This is a genomic window from Novosphingobium sp. FW305-C-30-35 (assembly GCF_058783135.1).
In genome coordinates this window covers 482,432-498,486 of record NZ_JBYSYJ010000001.1, presented here as the reverse complement: position 1 = coordinate 498,486, position 16,055 = coordinate 482,432, and the positions used below count along the sequence as shown (strand labels likewise).

Annotated in this window: 15 protein-coding genes; 10 read left to right on the top strand and 5 right to left on the bottom strand. The window is 63.2% G+C overall.

The genetic code is table 11. The features are described from left to right. Nucleotides 1-4,578, top strand: a complete 4,578-nt coding sequence (locus AC3WLM_RS02630; protein WP_492476517.1) for an LVIVD repeat-containing protein — start codon at nucleotides 1-3, stop codon at nucleotides 4,576-4,578. A 76-nt stretch (nucleotides 4,579-4,654) separates the two neighbouring features. On the opposite strand, the gene AC3WLM_RS02625 is transcribed toward AC3WLM_RS02630, so the two are convergent. Next, nucleotides 4,655-5,038 carry a hypothetical protein gene (locus AC3WLM_RS02625; RefSeq protein WP_492476516.1) on the bottom strand — a complete coding sequence of 128 codons (384 nt, stop codon included), beginning with the start codon at nucleotides 5,036-5,038 and terminating at the stop codon, nucleotides 4,655-4,657. Here AC3WLM_RS02625 and AC3WLM_RS02620 point away from each other — a divergent pair. Next, entirely contained in the window at nucleotides 5,037-5,171 is a 135-nt protein-coding gene (locus tag AC3WLM_RS02620) for a hypothetical protein (protein WP_492476515.1), read from the top strand. The genes AC3WLM_RS02625 and AC3WLM_RS02620 overlap by 2 nt on opposite strands. A gap of 164 nt (nucleotides 5,172-5,335) precedes the next feature. Then, nucleotides 5,336-6,034, top strand: a complete 699-nt coding sequence (locus tag AC3WLM_RS02615; protein WP_427464585.1) for a S24 family peptidase — start codon at nucleotides 5,336-5,338, stop codon at nucleotides 6,032-6,034. Here the strand turns inward: AC3WLM_RS02615 and AC3WLM_RS02610 are convergent. After that, nucleotides 6,031-6,468 carry an acetyltransferase gene (locus AC3WLM_RS02610; protein ID WP_427464583.1) on the bottom strand — a complete coding sequence of 146 codons (438 nt, stop codon included), beginning with the start codon at nucleotides 6,466-6,468 and terminating at the stop codon, nucleotides 6,031-6,033. The two genes, AC3WLM_RS02615 and AC3WLM_RS02610, sit on opposite strands and share 4 nt — an antisense overlap. A 65-nt stretch (nucleotides 6,469-6,533) precedes the next feature. Here AC3WLM_RS02610 and AC3WLM_RS02605 point away from each other — a divergent pair, with 65 nt between their 5' ends. Beyond that, nucleotides 6,534-7,214 (top strand): MBL fold metallo-hydrolase, encoded by a 681-nt coding sequence (locus tag AC3WLM_RS02605; RefSeq protein ID WP_492476514.1) that lies wholly within the window; start codon nucleotides 6,534-6,536, stop codon nucleotides 7,212-7,214. 67 nt (nucleotides 7,215-7,281) lie between these two features. On the opposite strand, the gene AC3WLM_RS02600 is transcribed toward AC3WLM_RS02605, so the two are convergent. Continuing rightward, nucleotides 7,282-7,674, bottom strand: a complete 393-nt coding sequence (locus AC3WLM_RS02600) for an MAPEG family protein (protein WP_492476513.1) — start codon at nucleotides 7,672-7,674, stop codon at nucleotides 7,282-7,284. 245 nt (nucleotides 7,675-7,919) lie between these two features. On the opposite strand from AC3WLM_RS02600, the gene rpmF reads away from it, so the two are divergent. The 5 genes from rpmF (at nucleotide 7,920) to AC3WLM_RS02575 (ending at nucleotide 11,060) form a co-directional block, all read left to right on the top strand. Further along, on the top strand, nucleotides 7,920-8,099 hold the full coding sequence (rpmF, locus tag AC3WLM_RS02595; RefSeq protein WP_039331452.1) for a 50S ribosomal protein L32: 180 nt from the start codon (nucleotides 7,920-7,922) through the stop codon (nucleotides 8,097-8,099). 25 nt (nucleotides 8,100-8,124) lie between these two features. Continuing rightward, nucleotides 8,125-9,228, top strand: coding sequence for a phosphate acyltransferase PlsX (gene plsX, locus AC3WLM_RS02590; RefSeq protein WP_492476512.1), 1,104 nt, complete (start codon nucleotides 8,125-8,127; stop codon nucleotides 9,226-9,228). Continuing rightward, nucleotides 9,225-10,202, top strand: a complete 978-nt coding sequence (locus tag AC3WLM_RS02585; protein WP_492476511.1) for a beta-ketoacyl-ACP synthase III — start codon at nucleotides 9,225-9,227, stop codon at nucleotides 10,200-10,202. The genes plsX and AC3WLM_RS02585 overlap by 4 nt, the downstream gene beginning before the upstream one ends. 140 nt (nucleotides 10,203-10,342) lie before the next feature. Continuing rightward, entirely contained in the window at nucleotides 10,343-10,639 is a 297-nt protein-coding gene (locus AC3WLM_RS02580; RefSeq protein WP_174544584.1) for an integration host factor subunit alpha, read from the top strand. 10 nt (nucleotides 10,640-10,649) lie between these two features. Beyond that, complete coding sequence (locus tag AC3WLM_RS02575) at nucleotides 10,650-11,060, top strand: MerR family transcriptional regulator (protein ID WP_193828037.1); 411 nt, start codon at nucleotides 10,650-10,652, stop codon at nucleotides 11,058-11,060. A 676-nt stretch (nucleotides 11,061-11,736) separates the two neighbouring features. Here the strand turns inward: AC3WLM_RS02575 and AC3WLM_RS02570 are convergent. After that, a complete protein-coding gene (locus AC3WLM_RS02570) occupies nucleotides 11,737-12,282 on the bottom strand; it encodes a SixA phosphatase family protein (protein WP_118074123.1) in 546 nt (181 codons plus the stop codon). Next, entirely contained in the window at nucleotides 12,279-14,999 is a 2,721-nt protein-coding gene (locus tag AC3WLM_RS02565; RefSeq protein ID WP_492476510.1) for an ATP-dependent DNA helicase, read from the bottom strand. The genes AC3WLM_RS02570 and AC3WLM_RS02565 overlap by 4 nt, the downstream gene beginning before the upstream one ends. Before the next feature lie 176 nt (nucleotides 15,000-15,175). Between AC3WLM_RS02565 and AC3WLM_RS02560 the strand changes: the two genes are divergently transcribed. Then, nucleotides 15,176-16,003 (top strand): flagellin N-terminal helical domain-containing protein, encoded by an 828-nt coding sequence (locus AC3WLM_RS02560; RefSeq protein ID WP_039331445.1) that lies wholly within the window; start codon nucleotides 15,176-15,178, stop codon nucleotides 16,001-16,003. Nucleotides 16,004-16,055: the final 52 nt, after the last annotated feature.

The following is a 16,055-nucleotide window of genomic DNA, read 5'->3' as shown; positions in this document are numbered from 1 at the left end:
ATGACCGACACGCGCAGCTTCCGCAAACTCTCGCTGGCATGGCTGATAGCGGCGCTCGCCGCCCTGCTGATCCCGAGCGCTCTTTACGCTTCGGGTGAAGAGAAAGCCCAGAAGGTTACGCATACTCGCGCACCCGCCGCGCCGCGCGGCCAGCCCGGTGATACGGTCGAGGAGCAGTGGGCCTACGTCGACAAGCAGAACGCAGGCTGCGTCAGCTGCCATACCAAGAGCGACCACCGCACCATGCACGCCAGCCCAGCTGTGGTGCTGTCCTGTGCCGATTGCCATGGCGGCAACACCAAGGTCATGGCTGACCGGTCATGGAACCGCAATTCGATCGATTATGTCGCGGCCATGAAAGATGCACACGTTCTGCCGAAGTACCCGGCCGCATGGGGCTGGCCGTCGTCAGCCAACCCGAAGCGTTCCTACGCGCTTCTGGGCAAGGAAAGCCCCGAGTTCATCCGCTTCGTCAACCCGTCGGACTATCGCGTTGCGCGTGACTCCTGTGGTGCTTGCCACATGCAGATCATCGAAGCGTCCGAACGCTCGCTGATGTCGACGGGGGCAATGCTGTGGGGCGGGGCGGCCTATAACAACGGCATCGTCCCCTTCAAGAACTACATGTTTGGCGAAAGCTTCACCCGCAATGGTGAGCCTGCCTTGCTGAAGTCGGCCTCGAAGGAGATCGGCGCGGACGGCACGCCGATGTGGGGCACCGTCACGCCCCGGGAGAAGGCGCGCGGCGCCTTGCCCATCATGTACCCACTGCCGCGCTGGCAAACCATCCCGCCGGGCGACGTGTTCCGCGTGTTCGAGGATGGTGGCCGTACGATCAACCCGCAGTTCCCCGAAATCGGCCTGCCCAATTCCACGGGTCTGATCCAGCGCCTGGACGAACCGGGGCGTCCTGATCTCAAGCAGTCCAACCGCGGCCCCGCCACGGGCCTGCGCGTCGCCATCCCGGTGCTTAACATCCACAAGACGCGCCTGAATGACCCGTTCCTGTTTCAGATGGGCACCAATGATCAGCCGGGCGACTATCGCTCCTCGGGCTGCGCGGCGTGCCATGTCATCTACGCGAACGACCGTGAACCGCGTCACTCGTTGAACTACGGCAAGTGCGGTCGTGACGGGCAGACCATCACGGCTGACCCCACCATAAACTCCCTGCGTGAAGGCCAGCATCGCAAGGGTGCCTATGGCTACTACAACGCCGAGAAAGAAGAACATCACGACAAGGTGCGCGGCACGGTTCTCGGCGGGAAGCGCGGCTATCTCGGCGGTGACAACACTGATCCTGAACAGTCGAGAGACATGGAGGGCGATTGCGCCCGCGCCATTTCCTCGGCCGAGCAGCTGGTCTACTCGCCGGGCAAGGGTGTCGCGCCACATGGCTCGATGGACAACGACAAGATGGACCAGGCCTCGGCCCACGCCATGGCCGGACTGGACGCCAAGGGGCACCCGAAGAAGGATGCCCACGGCGAAGATGCGCACCAGGCCGATGGCCCAGTCGCAATGCAGGATCGCGAACGCGGCCACCCGCTGGTCCATGCCTTCACCCGCGCCATCCCGACCGCGCAGTGCATGAATTGCCACATGCACCAGCCCAACATCTTCCTGAACTCTTACCTCGGCTACACGATGTGGGACTACGAGTCCGATGCGCCGAGCATGTGGCCCGGGCCAGAGAATCGCGCGCCCAAGCCCGCCGGCATGTCCGATGAAGACTACGCAAAGACGTTCAAGAAGCAGTTCTACCCGAACATCGACGAGCAGCGCGAAGTGCTGGACCGCAATCCCGAGGGCGCGTCTACGCGCGGTCTGTGGCGCGATGTCGAATTCCTGCGCAACGTCTATGACTTGAACGACAAGCTGGAACGCACCCAGTTTGCCGATTATCACGGCCATGGCTGGAACTTCCGCGCCATCCTCAAGCGCGACCGTCGCGGCAACCTGCTCGACGATGAAGGGGATATGTCCTCCTACGGCACCGACAAGGCGCACATCATCTCGCCTGACGATCCGGAAAAGTTCCGCAAGGCCGGCGAGGGCAAGTTCGTCGAACCGGGTGAGAGCAATCCCGGCAAGGCCGTCCACATGATGGACATCCACGCCCAGATCGGCATGCAGTGCGCCGATTGCCACTTCTCGCAGGACAGCCACGGCAATGGCATGATCTATGGCGAAGTCGCCAACGCGGTCGAGATCGGCTGCAAGGACTGCCACGGCACGCCCGATGCCTACCCGACGCTGCTGACTTCGAACATGGCGGCACCCGAAAAGGGCAACAATCTTGCGCTGCTGCGCAATGCAGACGGCCAGCGTCGCTTCGAATGGTTCAAGGAGGCCGATGGGCGCCGCGTGCTGATCCAGCGCTCGATCATCGATCCCAAGTTGTCCTGGCGCGTCAGCCTGGTGAAGGACTCGGTCGACGCCCGCTTTGCCGGGCAAATGGACACGTCCGGCAAGCCGATCTTCAACCCCAAGGCCGCCCGCGCGAAACTGATGGCCAAGTCCGCGTCGGATGACGGTGTCTACAAGTTCGGCACCGGCGTGGCCAAGGAAGCGCGCGCCCATCGTGACGACGATATGGCTTGCTTCACCTGCCACCTGTCGTGGACCACTTCCTGTGCCGGGTGCCACCTCCCGATCGAGGCGAACTGGAAGTCGGCGACGCACAAGTACGAGGAAGATTACACCCGCAACTACGCGACCTATAACCCGCAGGTCGCGCGCGATGACATGTTCCAGCTTGGCAAGCACCAGCGCAACAAGTCGTCGGGTTCGGACCCGGTGCAGTATGACGCCTCGGGCAATCCGGTGTCGGGCAAGGCGATAACCGCGCCGATCCGTTCAACTTCGGCTCTGATCTTGTCGTCAACCAACATCAACCGCGAACGCATCTACGTGCAGCAGCCGCCAATTTCCTCGATCGGCTACTCGTCACAGGCCTTCGCGCCGCACTTCCCGCACACTGTTCGCAAGAACGAGACCAAGCAGTGCACCGATTGCCACGTCAGCCAGGACGAAGACAATAACGCCACGATGGCGCAGCTTCTCCTGCTGGGCACGAACTACGTGAACTTCGTGGGCATGAACGCCTGGTTCGGTCTGGACGGCGGATTTGAAGCTGTCCGCGTTACAGAATGGGATGAGCCGCAAGCGGTGATTGGCTCATACCTGCACCGCTACGCCTACCCTGATTACTGGAAGCAGCACGTCGAAGATAACGGGCGCGAGTTGAAGAACTGGACGCGAGGCAAGATCGTCGATGGCAAGCTTTCGGGGGAAACAACCGGGCAGGAACAGTTTGCCAACGTGGTGGAGGGCACCAAGGACGCGGTCCGCTGCCTGCAGATGCGCGGCGAGTACATGTACGTCGCAGAGGGCAAGGGCGGATTCCGAGCCTATGACATTGCCGCCATCGGCAACAAGGGCTTCTCGGAGCGGATCGTCACTGCTCCCTTCTCGCCCTTGGGCCATGACACCCATGTCGCTACCACCAACGCGACCTGCATGGCCCTGCCGACCAACCAGTCCATCGCGCCGACCCGCAACACACCCGAATTGCGCACGCTCAATCAGGAGCAGCCGTTCTCGCCGATCTATTCCTACGCTTTTGTGACCGATGCGGTCGAAGGCCTGATCGCGGTCAACGTCGACACTCTCGCCGACGGCGAATTCCGCAACAATTTCTTCAATCGCGCGCTGACCTTCAACCCGGACGGCGTGCTAACTGGCGCTCGTCACATCACGCTCGCCGGGGACTACGCCTATATTGTCACCGACAAGGCGCTGGTCACGGTTCATCTGCCCAAGCCATGGTCTGCGCAAAAGCCGTGCGAAGTCAGTGAAAAGAAGGGCGGCGAAACTTGCCTCGATCCGCGCATCACTTCGGTCGTGCCCTTGCGCGATCCTCGCGCCACGGCGGTGCAGTTCCGTTACCTGTGGGTGACGACGGCCAATGGCCTAGAACTGATGGACATCACCAACCTGGCCCAGCCCAGGGCCGTACCATCGGCAACTGTGCCGATGGTCGACGCTCGCCGAGTCTACCTTGCGCGCACGTATGCCTATGTCGCAGCCAAGTCGCAGGGGCTGGTCATCGTGGACATCACCGCGCCGACGCGACCGTCGATCTACACGAGCTACACCGCTGACGGGCAATTGAACGATGCCGAGGACGTGATCGTGGCGTCAACCAACGCCTCGCTCTTTGCTTATGTCGCCGATGGCCGGAACGGGATGAAAGTGCTGCAGCTGACCTCGCCAGCCAGTCAGCCGAACTTCTACGGCTTCTCGCCCGAGCCCAAGCCCGAGCTCATTGCATGGGCTCGGACACCGACACCGGCCCTGGCGCTGTCAAAGGGGCTTGATCGCGATCGCGGTGTCGATGAAACCGGAGGGCAAATGGCTGTCTTTGGTCGGCTTGGTTCCCGCCCGTTCACCCGGCCGGAAATGGAAGAGCTGTTCCTCAACAGCAAGGGCGATGTCTTCCGCGTCACCAACGCTGTAGACATGGGCCTCTGGGTCGGTGCCAAGCCTGCGCCGCTGCTTGCGAAGACGAATTGACCGGTTGGAGAGGAGAGCGGGTGCCTTGAGCCCTTGTGCCTTGAGTCCATGCGCTCAAGAGCACCCGCCGATTTCCTCAGTTCTCGTCGAGCAGCAGGATCTCGCACTCCACCTCCATGAGCGGTGCGGGCAGGACCTCATGGTCAACCCGGGTCACCGCAGCATCGGCCACCAGCCGCCCTCGCAACTTGAACTCGTGTTCGGGCAGAACCGCGATGAAGCTCTCGCCGTCACTTACCGCCTCGCTGCCGGCAAAGCGGAGCACCAGACGGTGCCGCGAGCCTGAAAATGTGATGCTCGCCCACGGCGTCTCGTCATGGCTGACAACTTCGGCATGTGGCCCACTGATCTCGCGCACGCCACGCAACAGGCGCTCGGCGGGAGATGGGCGAGGGGTGAGAGGAGGAGGAACGCATTCAGCAAGCGCCTTGGTCTCGAAAGCATGAGGATCAAGCAGCATGGACATTCTCTCCGAAGTTGTTCATGAAATGTTCTACGCGTTCCACCATTCCAGAACGCGGCTCACGACCGTTGCGCAGATCACCCACAAGACGGGGATCGTGGGCGGCAAGGCGGCCGAACTTGGTGACTGACATGCCCGTCTGGCGAAGGAAGCTCTCGATCTTGCGGAGCAACATGGCGTTTCTAAACCTCCAGCTGCGGAGTCGGCGAGACGACTCGAAATAGGATTTTTCCTATGTTGATCCTCAAATCCTACAATGCTAGGAAAAGTCCTTCGAAATCGGAGTAAGGCGAAATGGTCCCGGCAGACAGCGAATCGGAAGACGGCACACGCACCCGTCTTGTGGGCCTTGCCACGCAGCGCGGCGTCAGCCTCTCGGCGCTCTCGGCGCTGATCGGTCGTAACACCACCTATCTCCAGCAATTCGTCCGCAAAGGCAGTCCGCGCAAGCTGGAAGAGAATGACCGCCGAACGCTTGCGGAGTTCTTCGGCGTTCCGGAAACCGATCTTGGTGCCTCGCCCCGCGGCGGTGTAATTACCGCGGGGCAGGGAGCATCGCGTGGCGTCAAGCCCACTCGGTCCATGGCCGCCGAATGGGCCGACATTCCCCGCCTGCCGCTGGGCGCTTCAGCTGGTCCCGGCACACTCCCGGCAGAGGAGATTCCTTCCGGTCGCCTGCGCTTCAATCACCGCTGGCTCAAGGGGCAGGGGCTGGAACCGGCGATGCTTTCGGTGATCGAAGTCGAAGGTGATTCGATGGAGCCGACCTTGCGCGATGGCGACGAGATCCTCGTTGACCGCACTCCGCGCCCGTTGCGCGCGGGAATTCACGTGATCCGGCTCGACGACGTGCTGCTGGTCAAGCGCCTCGAATCCGGCCCTGGCGGCACAGTGCGGATCATTTCAGACAATCCCGCCTATCCTCGCCTTGAGCGCTCGCTGAACGAGGTCGAGCTCGTCGGCCGGGTCGTCTGGAAAGGCGGCCGACTCTAGCTGCGCAGTTCCATGAGGATCAGCGGATAGGGCCGGCCTTGGCCGTCCATCTCCTTGCGGCCGATCTCGGCAAAGGCCATCCGGCAATAGAACCCCCGGGCGCGTGCATTCTGCTCGTTGACCTCAAGGCGATGTGCTCCAAGTGCCTGAATCGCATGTTCGATCAGGGCTTTGCCAACGCCTTGGCCATGGCAGGCGGCATCGACGAACAGAGCCTCGATGCTTCCATCGTCCACGATCATGAAGCCGAGGGCGCGGTCGCTCGCATCCACAGCTACAGTCATGGGCGTACCGGGAAGAAAGCCCGCAACCTCTTTGCCAATCGCCAGCCGGTCTTCGGGCGACAGGAAGTCGTGGGTCGCATCCACTGCAGAGGCCCAGATTTCCAGCGCACGCTCACCATCTGTGGGGCGGGAGGGGCGGATCGATATCATCGGGCAAACCTAAGCCCGGGACCGGAGCATTGCAATTATGGTGCCTTCGCTCCAAATCGGCAGGCATGACCGTAGCCGCCACCCAAACCGCCGCCCAGCCGCCTTTCAAGGTCGCGATCATCCCCGTCACGCCGCTGCAGCAGAACTGCACGCTGGTCTGGTGCACCAGGACCATGCGCGGCGCCTTCATCGATGCCGGCGGCGATCTCGACAAGCTGCGCAAGGCGATCGAAATGACCGGCGTCACCATCGAGAAGCTGTTGGTTACCCACGGTCACATCGATCACTGCGGCAGCGTCGGTATCTTCGCCCGTGAACTCGGTGTGCCGATCGAGGGCCCCCACGAGGATGACCGCTTCTGGATCAGCCGCCTCGATGAGGACGGCCAGCGCTATGGCATCGATGGCGAAGTGTTCGAACCCACCCGCTGGCTCAATGATGGAGACAAGGTCACCGTAGGCGAGGTTGAACTCAACGTAATCCACTGCCCCGGTCACACACCCGGCCACGTCGTCTTTCACCACGCCCCCACACAGGTAGCGATCGTAGGCGATGTGCTGTTCCAGGGATCGATCGGCCGCACCGACTTCCCCATGGGCAATCATCAGGACCTGATCGATTCGATCACGCAAAAGCTCTGGCCGCTCGGCAACGACGTGACTTTCGTTCCCGGTCACGGCCCCAACAGCACGTTCGGCCGTGAACGCCAGACCAACGCTTATGTCAGCGACTATGCCCTAAGCTGAGGGATCTCCCCTCCCGCAGGCGGGAGGGGTTGGGGGTGGGCATGTTGCTGCGCCACCCCTGCAACTCTCACATATCCAGAGCGATCGAAACCGCCCAGACGCCAAGACCAAGCTGGGTCAGCATCGTCGTCAGCGTACCCACGCCGCGAAGGAACCCGAGCGGCCCGCCGTCCATGCCGACGCCATGGCCTACGCGGCCAAGCATGTAGATAGCGGCCACGCCCATCAGCCACGGGTTGCTGGTCCGCGCCAGCTCCACCGCCGCAATCAGCACCAATACGACAGGCGTGTTCTCGACAAAGTTCGCCTGCGCCCGCATCCTCGCGATCAGATCCATGTCGCCGCCATCGCCGATGCTGATCTTCTTGGCAGAGCGGACCATGCCGCAACGGATCGAAAGCCAGATGTTGATCGCCGCAGCGGCCGCAGCCGCGCACAGCGTGATTGGCAGTATAGTCATGCCTTCAGGTACTCCCCCTTGTGTTCGTCCGTCCTGGGATCTGCGGCCAAGGCTAGCGCGGGTGCGCTTGCAAAGCACCAGAAAATCCGTATAGGCGCGCCTTCGCCCAGTGATTGGCGAATCCCGTGTCTGTCTGGCGTCCTTCGCCGCGTACGGGTCCTGCCGCAAACAGGGCTTGTGCGATGGACCGGTTTTCCCTATCGCGCCCGCAACAAAACTACGCAATTCTAAGAACAGGTGCCGAGATGGCCGTCCCCAAAAGAAAGACTTCGCCCTCACGCCGTGGCATGCGCCGCAGCCATGACGCGCTGAGCGTCGAAGCGTTCCATGAATGCTCCAACTGCGGTGAACTCAAGCGCCCGCACAACCTGTGCAATGCTTGCGGTCACTACAACGGTCGCGAAGTCATCGCCGTCGGGCTCTAAGCCTTAAAACGGGGGGACTGAGGACATGAGCCTGCCGCGTATCGCCGTCGATGCGATGGGCGGTGATGAGGGCGTGCGCGTTATGGTTGAAGGCGCGGCACTTGCCCGTCGTCGCCATGACCGTTTCAAGTTCCTTCTCGTTGGTGACGAGGGCCGCATCAAGCAGGCCCTCGAAAACCACCCCAATCTTCGCGAAGCCTCGGAAATCCTTCACGCGCCTGATGTCGTGTCGGGTGACGAGAAGCCGACGCAGGCCCTCCGTCGCGCCAAGACCACCTCGATGGGGTTGGCGATCAACGCGGTGAAGCAGGGCCACGCCGGCGCTGCTGTCAGCGCCGGCAACACCGGCGCGCTCATGGCCATGGCCAAGCTCGCCTTGCGTACCATGCCAGGTATCGATCGCCCCGCACTCTCGGCCCTGCTGCCGACGCTAGGCGAACATGACCTGATCATGCTCGATCTTGGCGCCAATACCGATTGCAATGCCCGCAACCTCGTCCAGTTCGCGATCATGGGGGCGGCCTACGCTCGCATCGTCAACGGGCTCGACGCGCCGCGTGTGCGCCTGCTCAATATCGGCACCGAAGAGACCAAGGGTACCGATGCCCTGCGCGATGCCGCCAACCAGCTCAAGGAGCTGGCCGGCGATCTCGCGATGACGTTCGACGGCTTCACCGAGGCGGACAAGCTCTCGCGCGGCGATTGCGACGTTGTCGTCACCGATGGCTTCTCGGGCAATATCGCATTGAAGTCGATGGAAGGCGCGGCCCGCTTCGTGGCCGATCTGCTGCGCCGCAGTTTCTCCTCGTCGCTGCGTTCGAAGTTCGGCTTCCTGATTTCGCGCCCGGCGACCGAGCTGCTCAAGCACCATCTGGATCCCAACAACCACAACGGCGCGGTCTTCCTTGGCCTCAATGGCGTGGTTGTGAAAAGTCACGGCAGCGCATCGGCGCTCGGCGTCGCCAATGCCGTTGCCGTCACGGCCCGCCTGCTGGAGGAAAACCTGACCGAGCGTATCGAAGCCGACCTCGCGCGCCTTGGCGCCGAGACGATCAGGACTTCTGGCCGCACCTCCGGTCGCGGTGGCCGCAGCGCGGCCCCTGCCGCAACCGGTGAGGACGCGGCATGACCCTACGTTCGATCATTCGCGGCAGCGGCTCGGCGCTGCCACAGCGCTGCGTCACCAATGCCGAAATGGCGACCATGGTCGATACGACCGACGAATGGATCGTCGAGCGCACCGGGATTCGCCAGCGTTATCTTGCAGGGGAGGGGGAGACCACTTCCACCCTCGCCACCGAGGCTGGCCGACGCGCCCTCGAAGCCGCCGGGATTGAAGCGGCGCAGGTCGATCTGATCGTGCTGGCCACGGCGACTCCCGACCAGACCTTTCCAGCAACCGCCACCATCGTTCAGCACAATCTCGGCTGCAACGGCGGCATCGCGTTTGACGTTGCGGCGGTTTGCTCGGGCTTTCTCTATGCAATGGCCACTGCGGATTCGATGATCCGTACAGGGATGGCCAAGTGCGCGCTGGTCATCGGCGCTGAGACGTTCAGCAAGATTCTCGACTGGGAAGATCGCACCACCTGCGTGCTGTTCGGCGATGGTGCCGGCGCCATCGTGCTCGAAGCGCAGGACGTTGACGAAAACGATCCCAAGGCGCCTGGCATACTGGCCTCGCGCCTCCACGCCGATGGTGCGCACAACGAACTGCTCTATGTCGATGGCGGTCCGTCAACAACCGGTACAGTTGGCAAGGTCCGCATGAAAGGCCGCGAGGTTTTCCGCCACGCTGTCACCAATCTCGCCAATGTCCTGCGCGAAGTGCTTGAGACGACGGGCCACGATGCCGGCGAGATTGACTGGGTCGTACCGCACCAGGCCAACTTCCGCATCCTCGACGCCACGGCGCGCAAGCTCGATCTTCCCGCTGAAAAGGTGGTCGTCACAGTCGACCAACATGCCAACACCAGCGCTGCTTCGGTGCCGCTCGCCTTCGATGTCGCGATGCGCGATGGCCGCATCAAGCAGGGCGATCTGGTGATGTTCGAAGCCATGGGCGGCGGCTTCACCTGGGGCGCCAGCCTCGTCCGCATCTGACGGACTCGATCTGACGGACTCGGGACGTCCCACGTCGAGCCAGTCTTATCGTTCGCAAGCAATGGATTGCATTGCGTTCCGCAGAATCAGCGTTATTGTCAGCCCCCTTGGCGTCTTCTGACTTCTGGGGGGAATAAAGGATGCGTTCTGTAGGTACACTGACCCGGGCCGATCTGGCCGAGAGCATCAACCGTCGCGTGGGGCTTTCCCGTGCGGATTCGCTCGAAATGGTTGAATCCATTCTTCAGCACATGTGCAATGCACTGGCTGAGGGTGAAAACGTGAAGATTTCCGGCTTCGGCACCTTCCTTCTGCGCGACAAGGCAGAGCGGATCGGCCGCAATCCCAAGACCGGTATCGAAGTGCCGATCACGCCGCGCCGCGTCCTCAGCTTCCGCGCCAGCCAGATGCTGAAGGACCGCATCGGCCAGGGCTGATCACCAGCGGATGAGCGTCCCCGAACTTCCCGATGCCGGACCTATTCCGGACGACGGTAAAGACCCGGCAGCTTTCCGCACAATCGGCGAAGTGGCCAAGGCGCTCGGCATTCGTCAGCACGTCCTGCGCTATTGGGAAGAGCAGTTTCCCACGCTCCGCCCGCTCACCCGAGCGGGCGGCCGCCGCTACTACCGCCCCGAAGACGTCGCCCTCATCACCGAAATCCACCGCCTCCTCCACAAGGAAGGCTTCACGATCAAGGGCGCAAGGCAAGCGCTGCGGGGGAGGAAGGGGACTGCTGCGAACGCAGCCCCGTCGGCAGAGCCTGCGCCCATGGCTCCAGATGAACAATCCGCCGCCCCACTCGTGACTTACTTGCAATCCATCCGCGACCGGCTGGCTGCTGCGTTGGAAGAGTAGGGCGCGCTGACCTTTCACTTCCGATTGAACGGCCTCCGGTGGTGGTTGGTAGACTTCAGATTAAAGATAGTGGTGGTAAAGAACCTTCGGCAAGATTGCAGCGAGCCAGGCTAGTTGACGATGAGCGTCAATAATAAGGTCGCGCACATTCGAGGTAGGTAATCTTCCTTGTCCGCAGATCATACTCTAGCTGAATTGCAGTGCAGTTCTCACCTGCAACAGCAGGGTAGTCATCAAACTTCACCCACCGTCGTTCGCCAGGTCTAGCGTCGGCCGGCGCAGGACAGTCGACCGTCTTTAAGCTGCCATCCGATTGTACCTCTTCGCAGCCGTAGTCGGAGGGCCTGGGCGGTTCTACTTGGGTTGTGTAAGTTCCGCGCACCGACCCTTTATACTCAGTGTAGTAGCGCGCATAGCTTTCTAAAGGCTCTGCTTCGGGTGGTAGCTGTATCGCGCTTTCGATCTGGTCCATCAAGGCTGAATGGCTATCCCTTTGAGACGAGGCACAACTTGCCAGTGTAGTCAGAGAAATGATGATGGAAACATACCGCATCTGCGCATCTTCGCAGTTGAGTCTCACGCCCGCAACGGCGTCATTTCCGGAAAGTCGGCTTTCGCTGCAAATAGTTGAATAGCAGACACTCGGCGGCAAAGCTGCCAATCATCCGTTACAACCTCAATCCACCAACACCGGCCCCAACGTCGGATCCAGATCCCGCGGCCGCTTGATCTCCACCAGCCTTGCGCAACCCTCGGTCACGTCCGCCCAGTCGTCCACATCAAGCTCCATCACCGCAAAGGTCGCGGTCGGGAACTTCTCTTCCACCACTTCGCGCAAAGGGCTGGAGCCGTCATCGGGCACGAGGTCGAAGATCAGGTCCTCCAGCCCCGGATTGTGCCCGATCATCAGCACACTCTTCGGATCGCCGGACAGTTCCTTCAGCAGGTCGATCAGCGTGGCCGAGCTGGCAAGGTAGATGCGCCGGTCCCATTCGATCTTGAACGTGCACTTCCACGCCTTGCTGCATTCCTCCACCGTTTCGGCGGCGCGGACGGCAGGGCTGGCGATCATGCGGTCAAAGGTGCGGCCGGTATCGCGGATATATTCGCCCATCGCCCGCGCCCCGCGCTTGCCGCGCTCGTTCAAGGGGCGGTCGAAATCCCGCGCGCGCGCATCGCTCCAGTCAGATTTGGCGTGGCGAAACAGGGCCAGTGTCTTCACGAAATCCCCTCGCGCGGTGTCTGTGCACTCTCTCGCCCAGAAACACTGGCACCGACGCTTTGTAAAGCCACATCGAGCGTCACGCGCCGGATCGGCGTGCCTGCCGGAAAGGCCGAGAGCAGCCGCGAGGGGAAGGCCGAGGACAGCACCACGAAATGTCCCTTGTCCCCCGCCGAGCGGATCAGCCGCCCGAAGGCCTGCGCCAGCCGTGCGCGAATGATCCGGTCGTCATAGGCCGAACCACCGCCGGCCAGTCGCCGCGCGCGGTGCAGGATCGAAGGCTTGGGCCACGGCACCTGCTCCATAACCACCAGCCGCAGTGAATCCCCCGGCACGTCCACCCCGTCGCGCAGGGCATCGGTGCCGAGCAGCGAGGCGCGCGGATCGTCGCGGAAGATGTCGACCAGCGTGCCGGTGTCTATCGGATCGACATGCTGCGCGAACAGCGGCAATCCGCCCCGCGCCAGGCGGTCGGCAATGCGGCCATAGACCGCGCGCAGCCGCCTGATCGCAGTGAACAGCCCAAGCGCCCCGCCGCCCGAAGCTTCGATCAGCCGCCCATAGGCCGCTGCCAGTGCCGGAATGTCGCCCTTGGGCACGTCGGTCACGATCAGCACTTCGGCTTGGGACGCATAGTCGAACGGGCTGTCCGCCGTGAACAGGCGCGGCGCAATGTCCAGATGCGGCGCCCCGCTGCGCTCGACCGCGCTCTGCCACTCATCGCCATCACGCAACGTGGCCGAGGTCATCATCACCCCGTGAGAAGGCGCCAGCACGGCATTGGCAAAGGGCTTCATCGGATCGAGGTAATGCCGGTGCAGCCCGACATCCCACTCACGCCCGTCCGAACGCTCCACCGCAATCCAGTCGACGAAATCGGGGTCGCCCGGCCCACCCAGCCGCGCCAGCAGCGCAATCCATCCCGCGATGAGATCGCTGCGCCAGCCGATCGCACTGCGCGCCCCCTCGATCCGCGCTCGCGCCGGACCATCGAGCCAGTCCGGTCCGTCCTCGACAATGGCCTCCAGCCGCAGCCCCAGCCGCACCAGCGGCTTGCGCAAGGCCTCCAGCGCCTCCTGCGCGCGCCCAGCCACCTCGATGAACCCGCCGTCCAGTTGCGCGATCTCGGTCTCGAGCCCATAGCCCGCTTCCTGCCCGCCGCTTTCGTCGCGCGCATAGGCCAGCGCCCGCGCCGCGCTCAGCAGCTCCTCCAGAGGCCCTGACGGAGTCCCTTCCACCACTCGCGCCAGCCAGCCTTCCGAGGGCAGGGCCTCAGCCGCCTCGCGCGCCTGCGAAATCGCGCGCTCGCCTTCCTCGTCATAGCTCGCCACATCGGCAAGCCGGGCCGAAAGCCCGCGCCGCCTTCCGCGCGACTTGCCCTCAGGCCCGATCACCCAGCGCCGCAGCTCGATTGTCTCCGCGCCCGTCAGTGCCGCCGAGAACGTCGAATCCGCCGCTTCGAACACATGGTGCCCTTCGTCGAAAACGATCCGCGTCGGCCGCTGCGCAGCGTCGCGCCCGCGCGCGGCGTTGACCATCACCAGCGCATGATTGGCAATCACCAGTTCCGCATCGGCAGAGGCCCGCGCAGCGCGCTCGATGAAGCACTTCCGGTAATGCGGGCACCCGGCATAGACGCACTCTCCGCGCTGGTCGGTCAGAGCCGCGATGCCGCGCTTGCGGAACAGCGTGCCGAGCCAGCCGGGCAGGTCACCGCCAATCATGTCGCCATCTTGCGAGTAGGCCGCCCAGCGCGCCACCAGTTGCGCCAGGATCGCCGCCCGCCCGGCAAAGCCGCCCTGCAGCGCGTCTTCCAGATTGAGCAGGCACAGGTAGTTCTCGCGCCCCTTGCGCACCACCACGGGTGGCTTGCCGTTGCGCGAGGCTGGAAACGCGCGCCGGCTCTCGCGCCGCAACTGCCGCTGCAGCGCCTTGGTGTAAGTCGAGACCCAGACCGTCCCGCCCGATTGCTCCGCCCACAGCGAGGACGGCGCGAGATAGCCGAATGTCTTGCCGGTGCCCGTGCCCGCCTGTGCCAGCACCACATGCGGCTGGCCCTGTCCCTGTCGCGGCGCGAACATGCGCGAGGCTTCGCGCGCATAGTCCTGCTGCGTCGGCCGCGCCTCGGCCCCGGCGCCCGTCAGTTCGGCAAGTCGCGAGACCACTGCCGCTTCGCCCAACACGACCTGCGCCGGCTGAGGCCGCTCGGCCGCCTCTTCCCACTCCGGCAGCTTGGCAAACAGCCAGCGCTCGGCCCGGTCCGGCTTGCGAATGCGCGGGGTCAGCAAGGTGCCCCAAGGCCAGCGCATCCGAACCAGCGATTGCAGCGCTGTCCACGCTCCCTCCCGCTCGGCCCAGTCCGCACTCTCGCATGTGGCAAGCAAAGCCTCTGCGGCTTCCTGCAGCAGTTGCGGCACCTTGTCGTCGCCGGATGGCTCCTCAAGCCCCAAAGCATGGGCCAGGCCCTTCGGCGTAGGCACCATGAACCGCGCCGGATGCACGAACGCGAACAGCTCCAGCAGATCGAGCCCCGAAAGGTCCGGATAGCCGAGCCTGCTCGCCACCAGCGGTGCATTGAGCATAAGCAGCGGCGTATCGGCGGCTGCCACGATCGCCTCGCCCTTGCCAAGTCCGCGCGTGGCAAAGCCGTCACGCAGCCAGCATCCGCCGTGGCTTGCATGAATCGCTGGCAGGGCAAGGGCAGGGCGTTCGGTCACCCTGCAGCGTTAGAACAGGAATGGAACACCGCACAACCCCACGGCCAGCCAAAACAGAGCCTTTCACCGCGATTTACCGTCCCCCTTAAAACCTGCGCCCCGCAGCCGTCCTTCTCCACAGCAACCAATACCGGCGTGTCCCACCAGATGCTCCGGCCCATAGTGGAGAATGGGAAATGGCAGTCATCAACACGAATATCAGCGCCATACGCGCTACGAATGCTTCGAACTCGGCCAACAAGATGCTGGGTACAGCGATGGAGCGTCTGTCGACCGGCAAGCGCATCAACGGCGCGAAGGACGACGCCGCAGGCCTCGCCATCAGCACGACCATGACCTCGCAGATCAAGGGCATGGGCCAGGGCGTCCGCAACTCGAACGACGGCATCAGCCTTGCTCAGACCGCCGACGGCGCGCTGAACGAAGTGACCGCAATGCTGCAGCGGATTCGCGAACTGGCCGTCCAATCGGCCTCGGGCACCTATCAGGACGCCACCGACCGCGTTTACATGCAGAGCGAAGTCGACCAGCTTACCGCGCAGGTCGATCAGATCATCACCAACACCAATTTCAATGGCGTGCAGCTGTTCGACGGCACCGTCACGTCAATCACGATCCAGGCAGGCTCGGACGCTTCGGACCAGGTCATCCTCGAGATCGCCGATCTCACCACGCTGCAGGCCTCGGGCGGTGCTGCCGGCTCATACGATGTATCGACGGCAACCGCAGCCAACACCCTGCTCGGTACGCTGGACTCCGAACTGGACTCGATCTCGGGCGCGCGTTCGCTGCTTGGTGCAGGGCAGAACCGTCTTGAATCGGTGATCAACAACCTCAACGACAACATCACCAACCTGTCGGATGCCCGCTCGCGCATTCTCGATACCGACTATTCGGCGGAAACCACCGCCATGGCCAAGGCACAGATCCTCAGCCAGGCGTCGACCGCCATGATCGCCCAGGCCAACCAGGCCCAGCAGAACGTGCTCTCGCTTCTGAAGTAAGCCTCCCTCAGAAGCCTCCACGGAAGGGCGGACGTCGCGTGAGCGTGGCGCC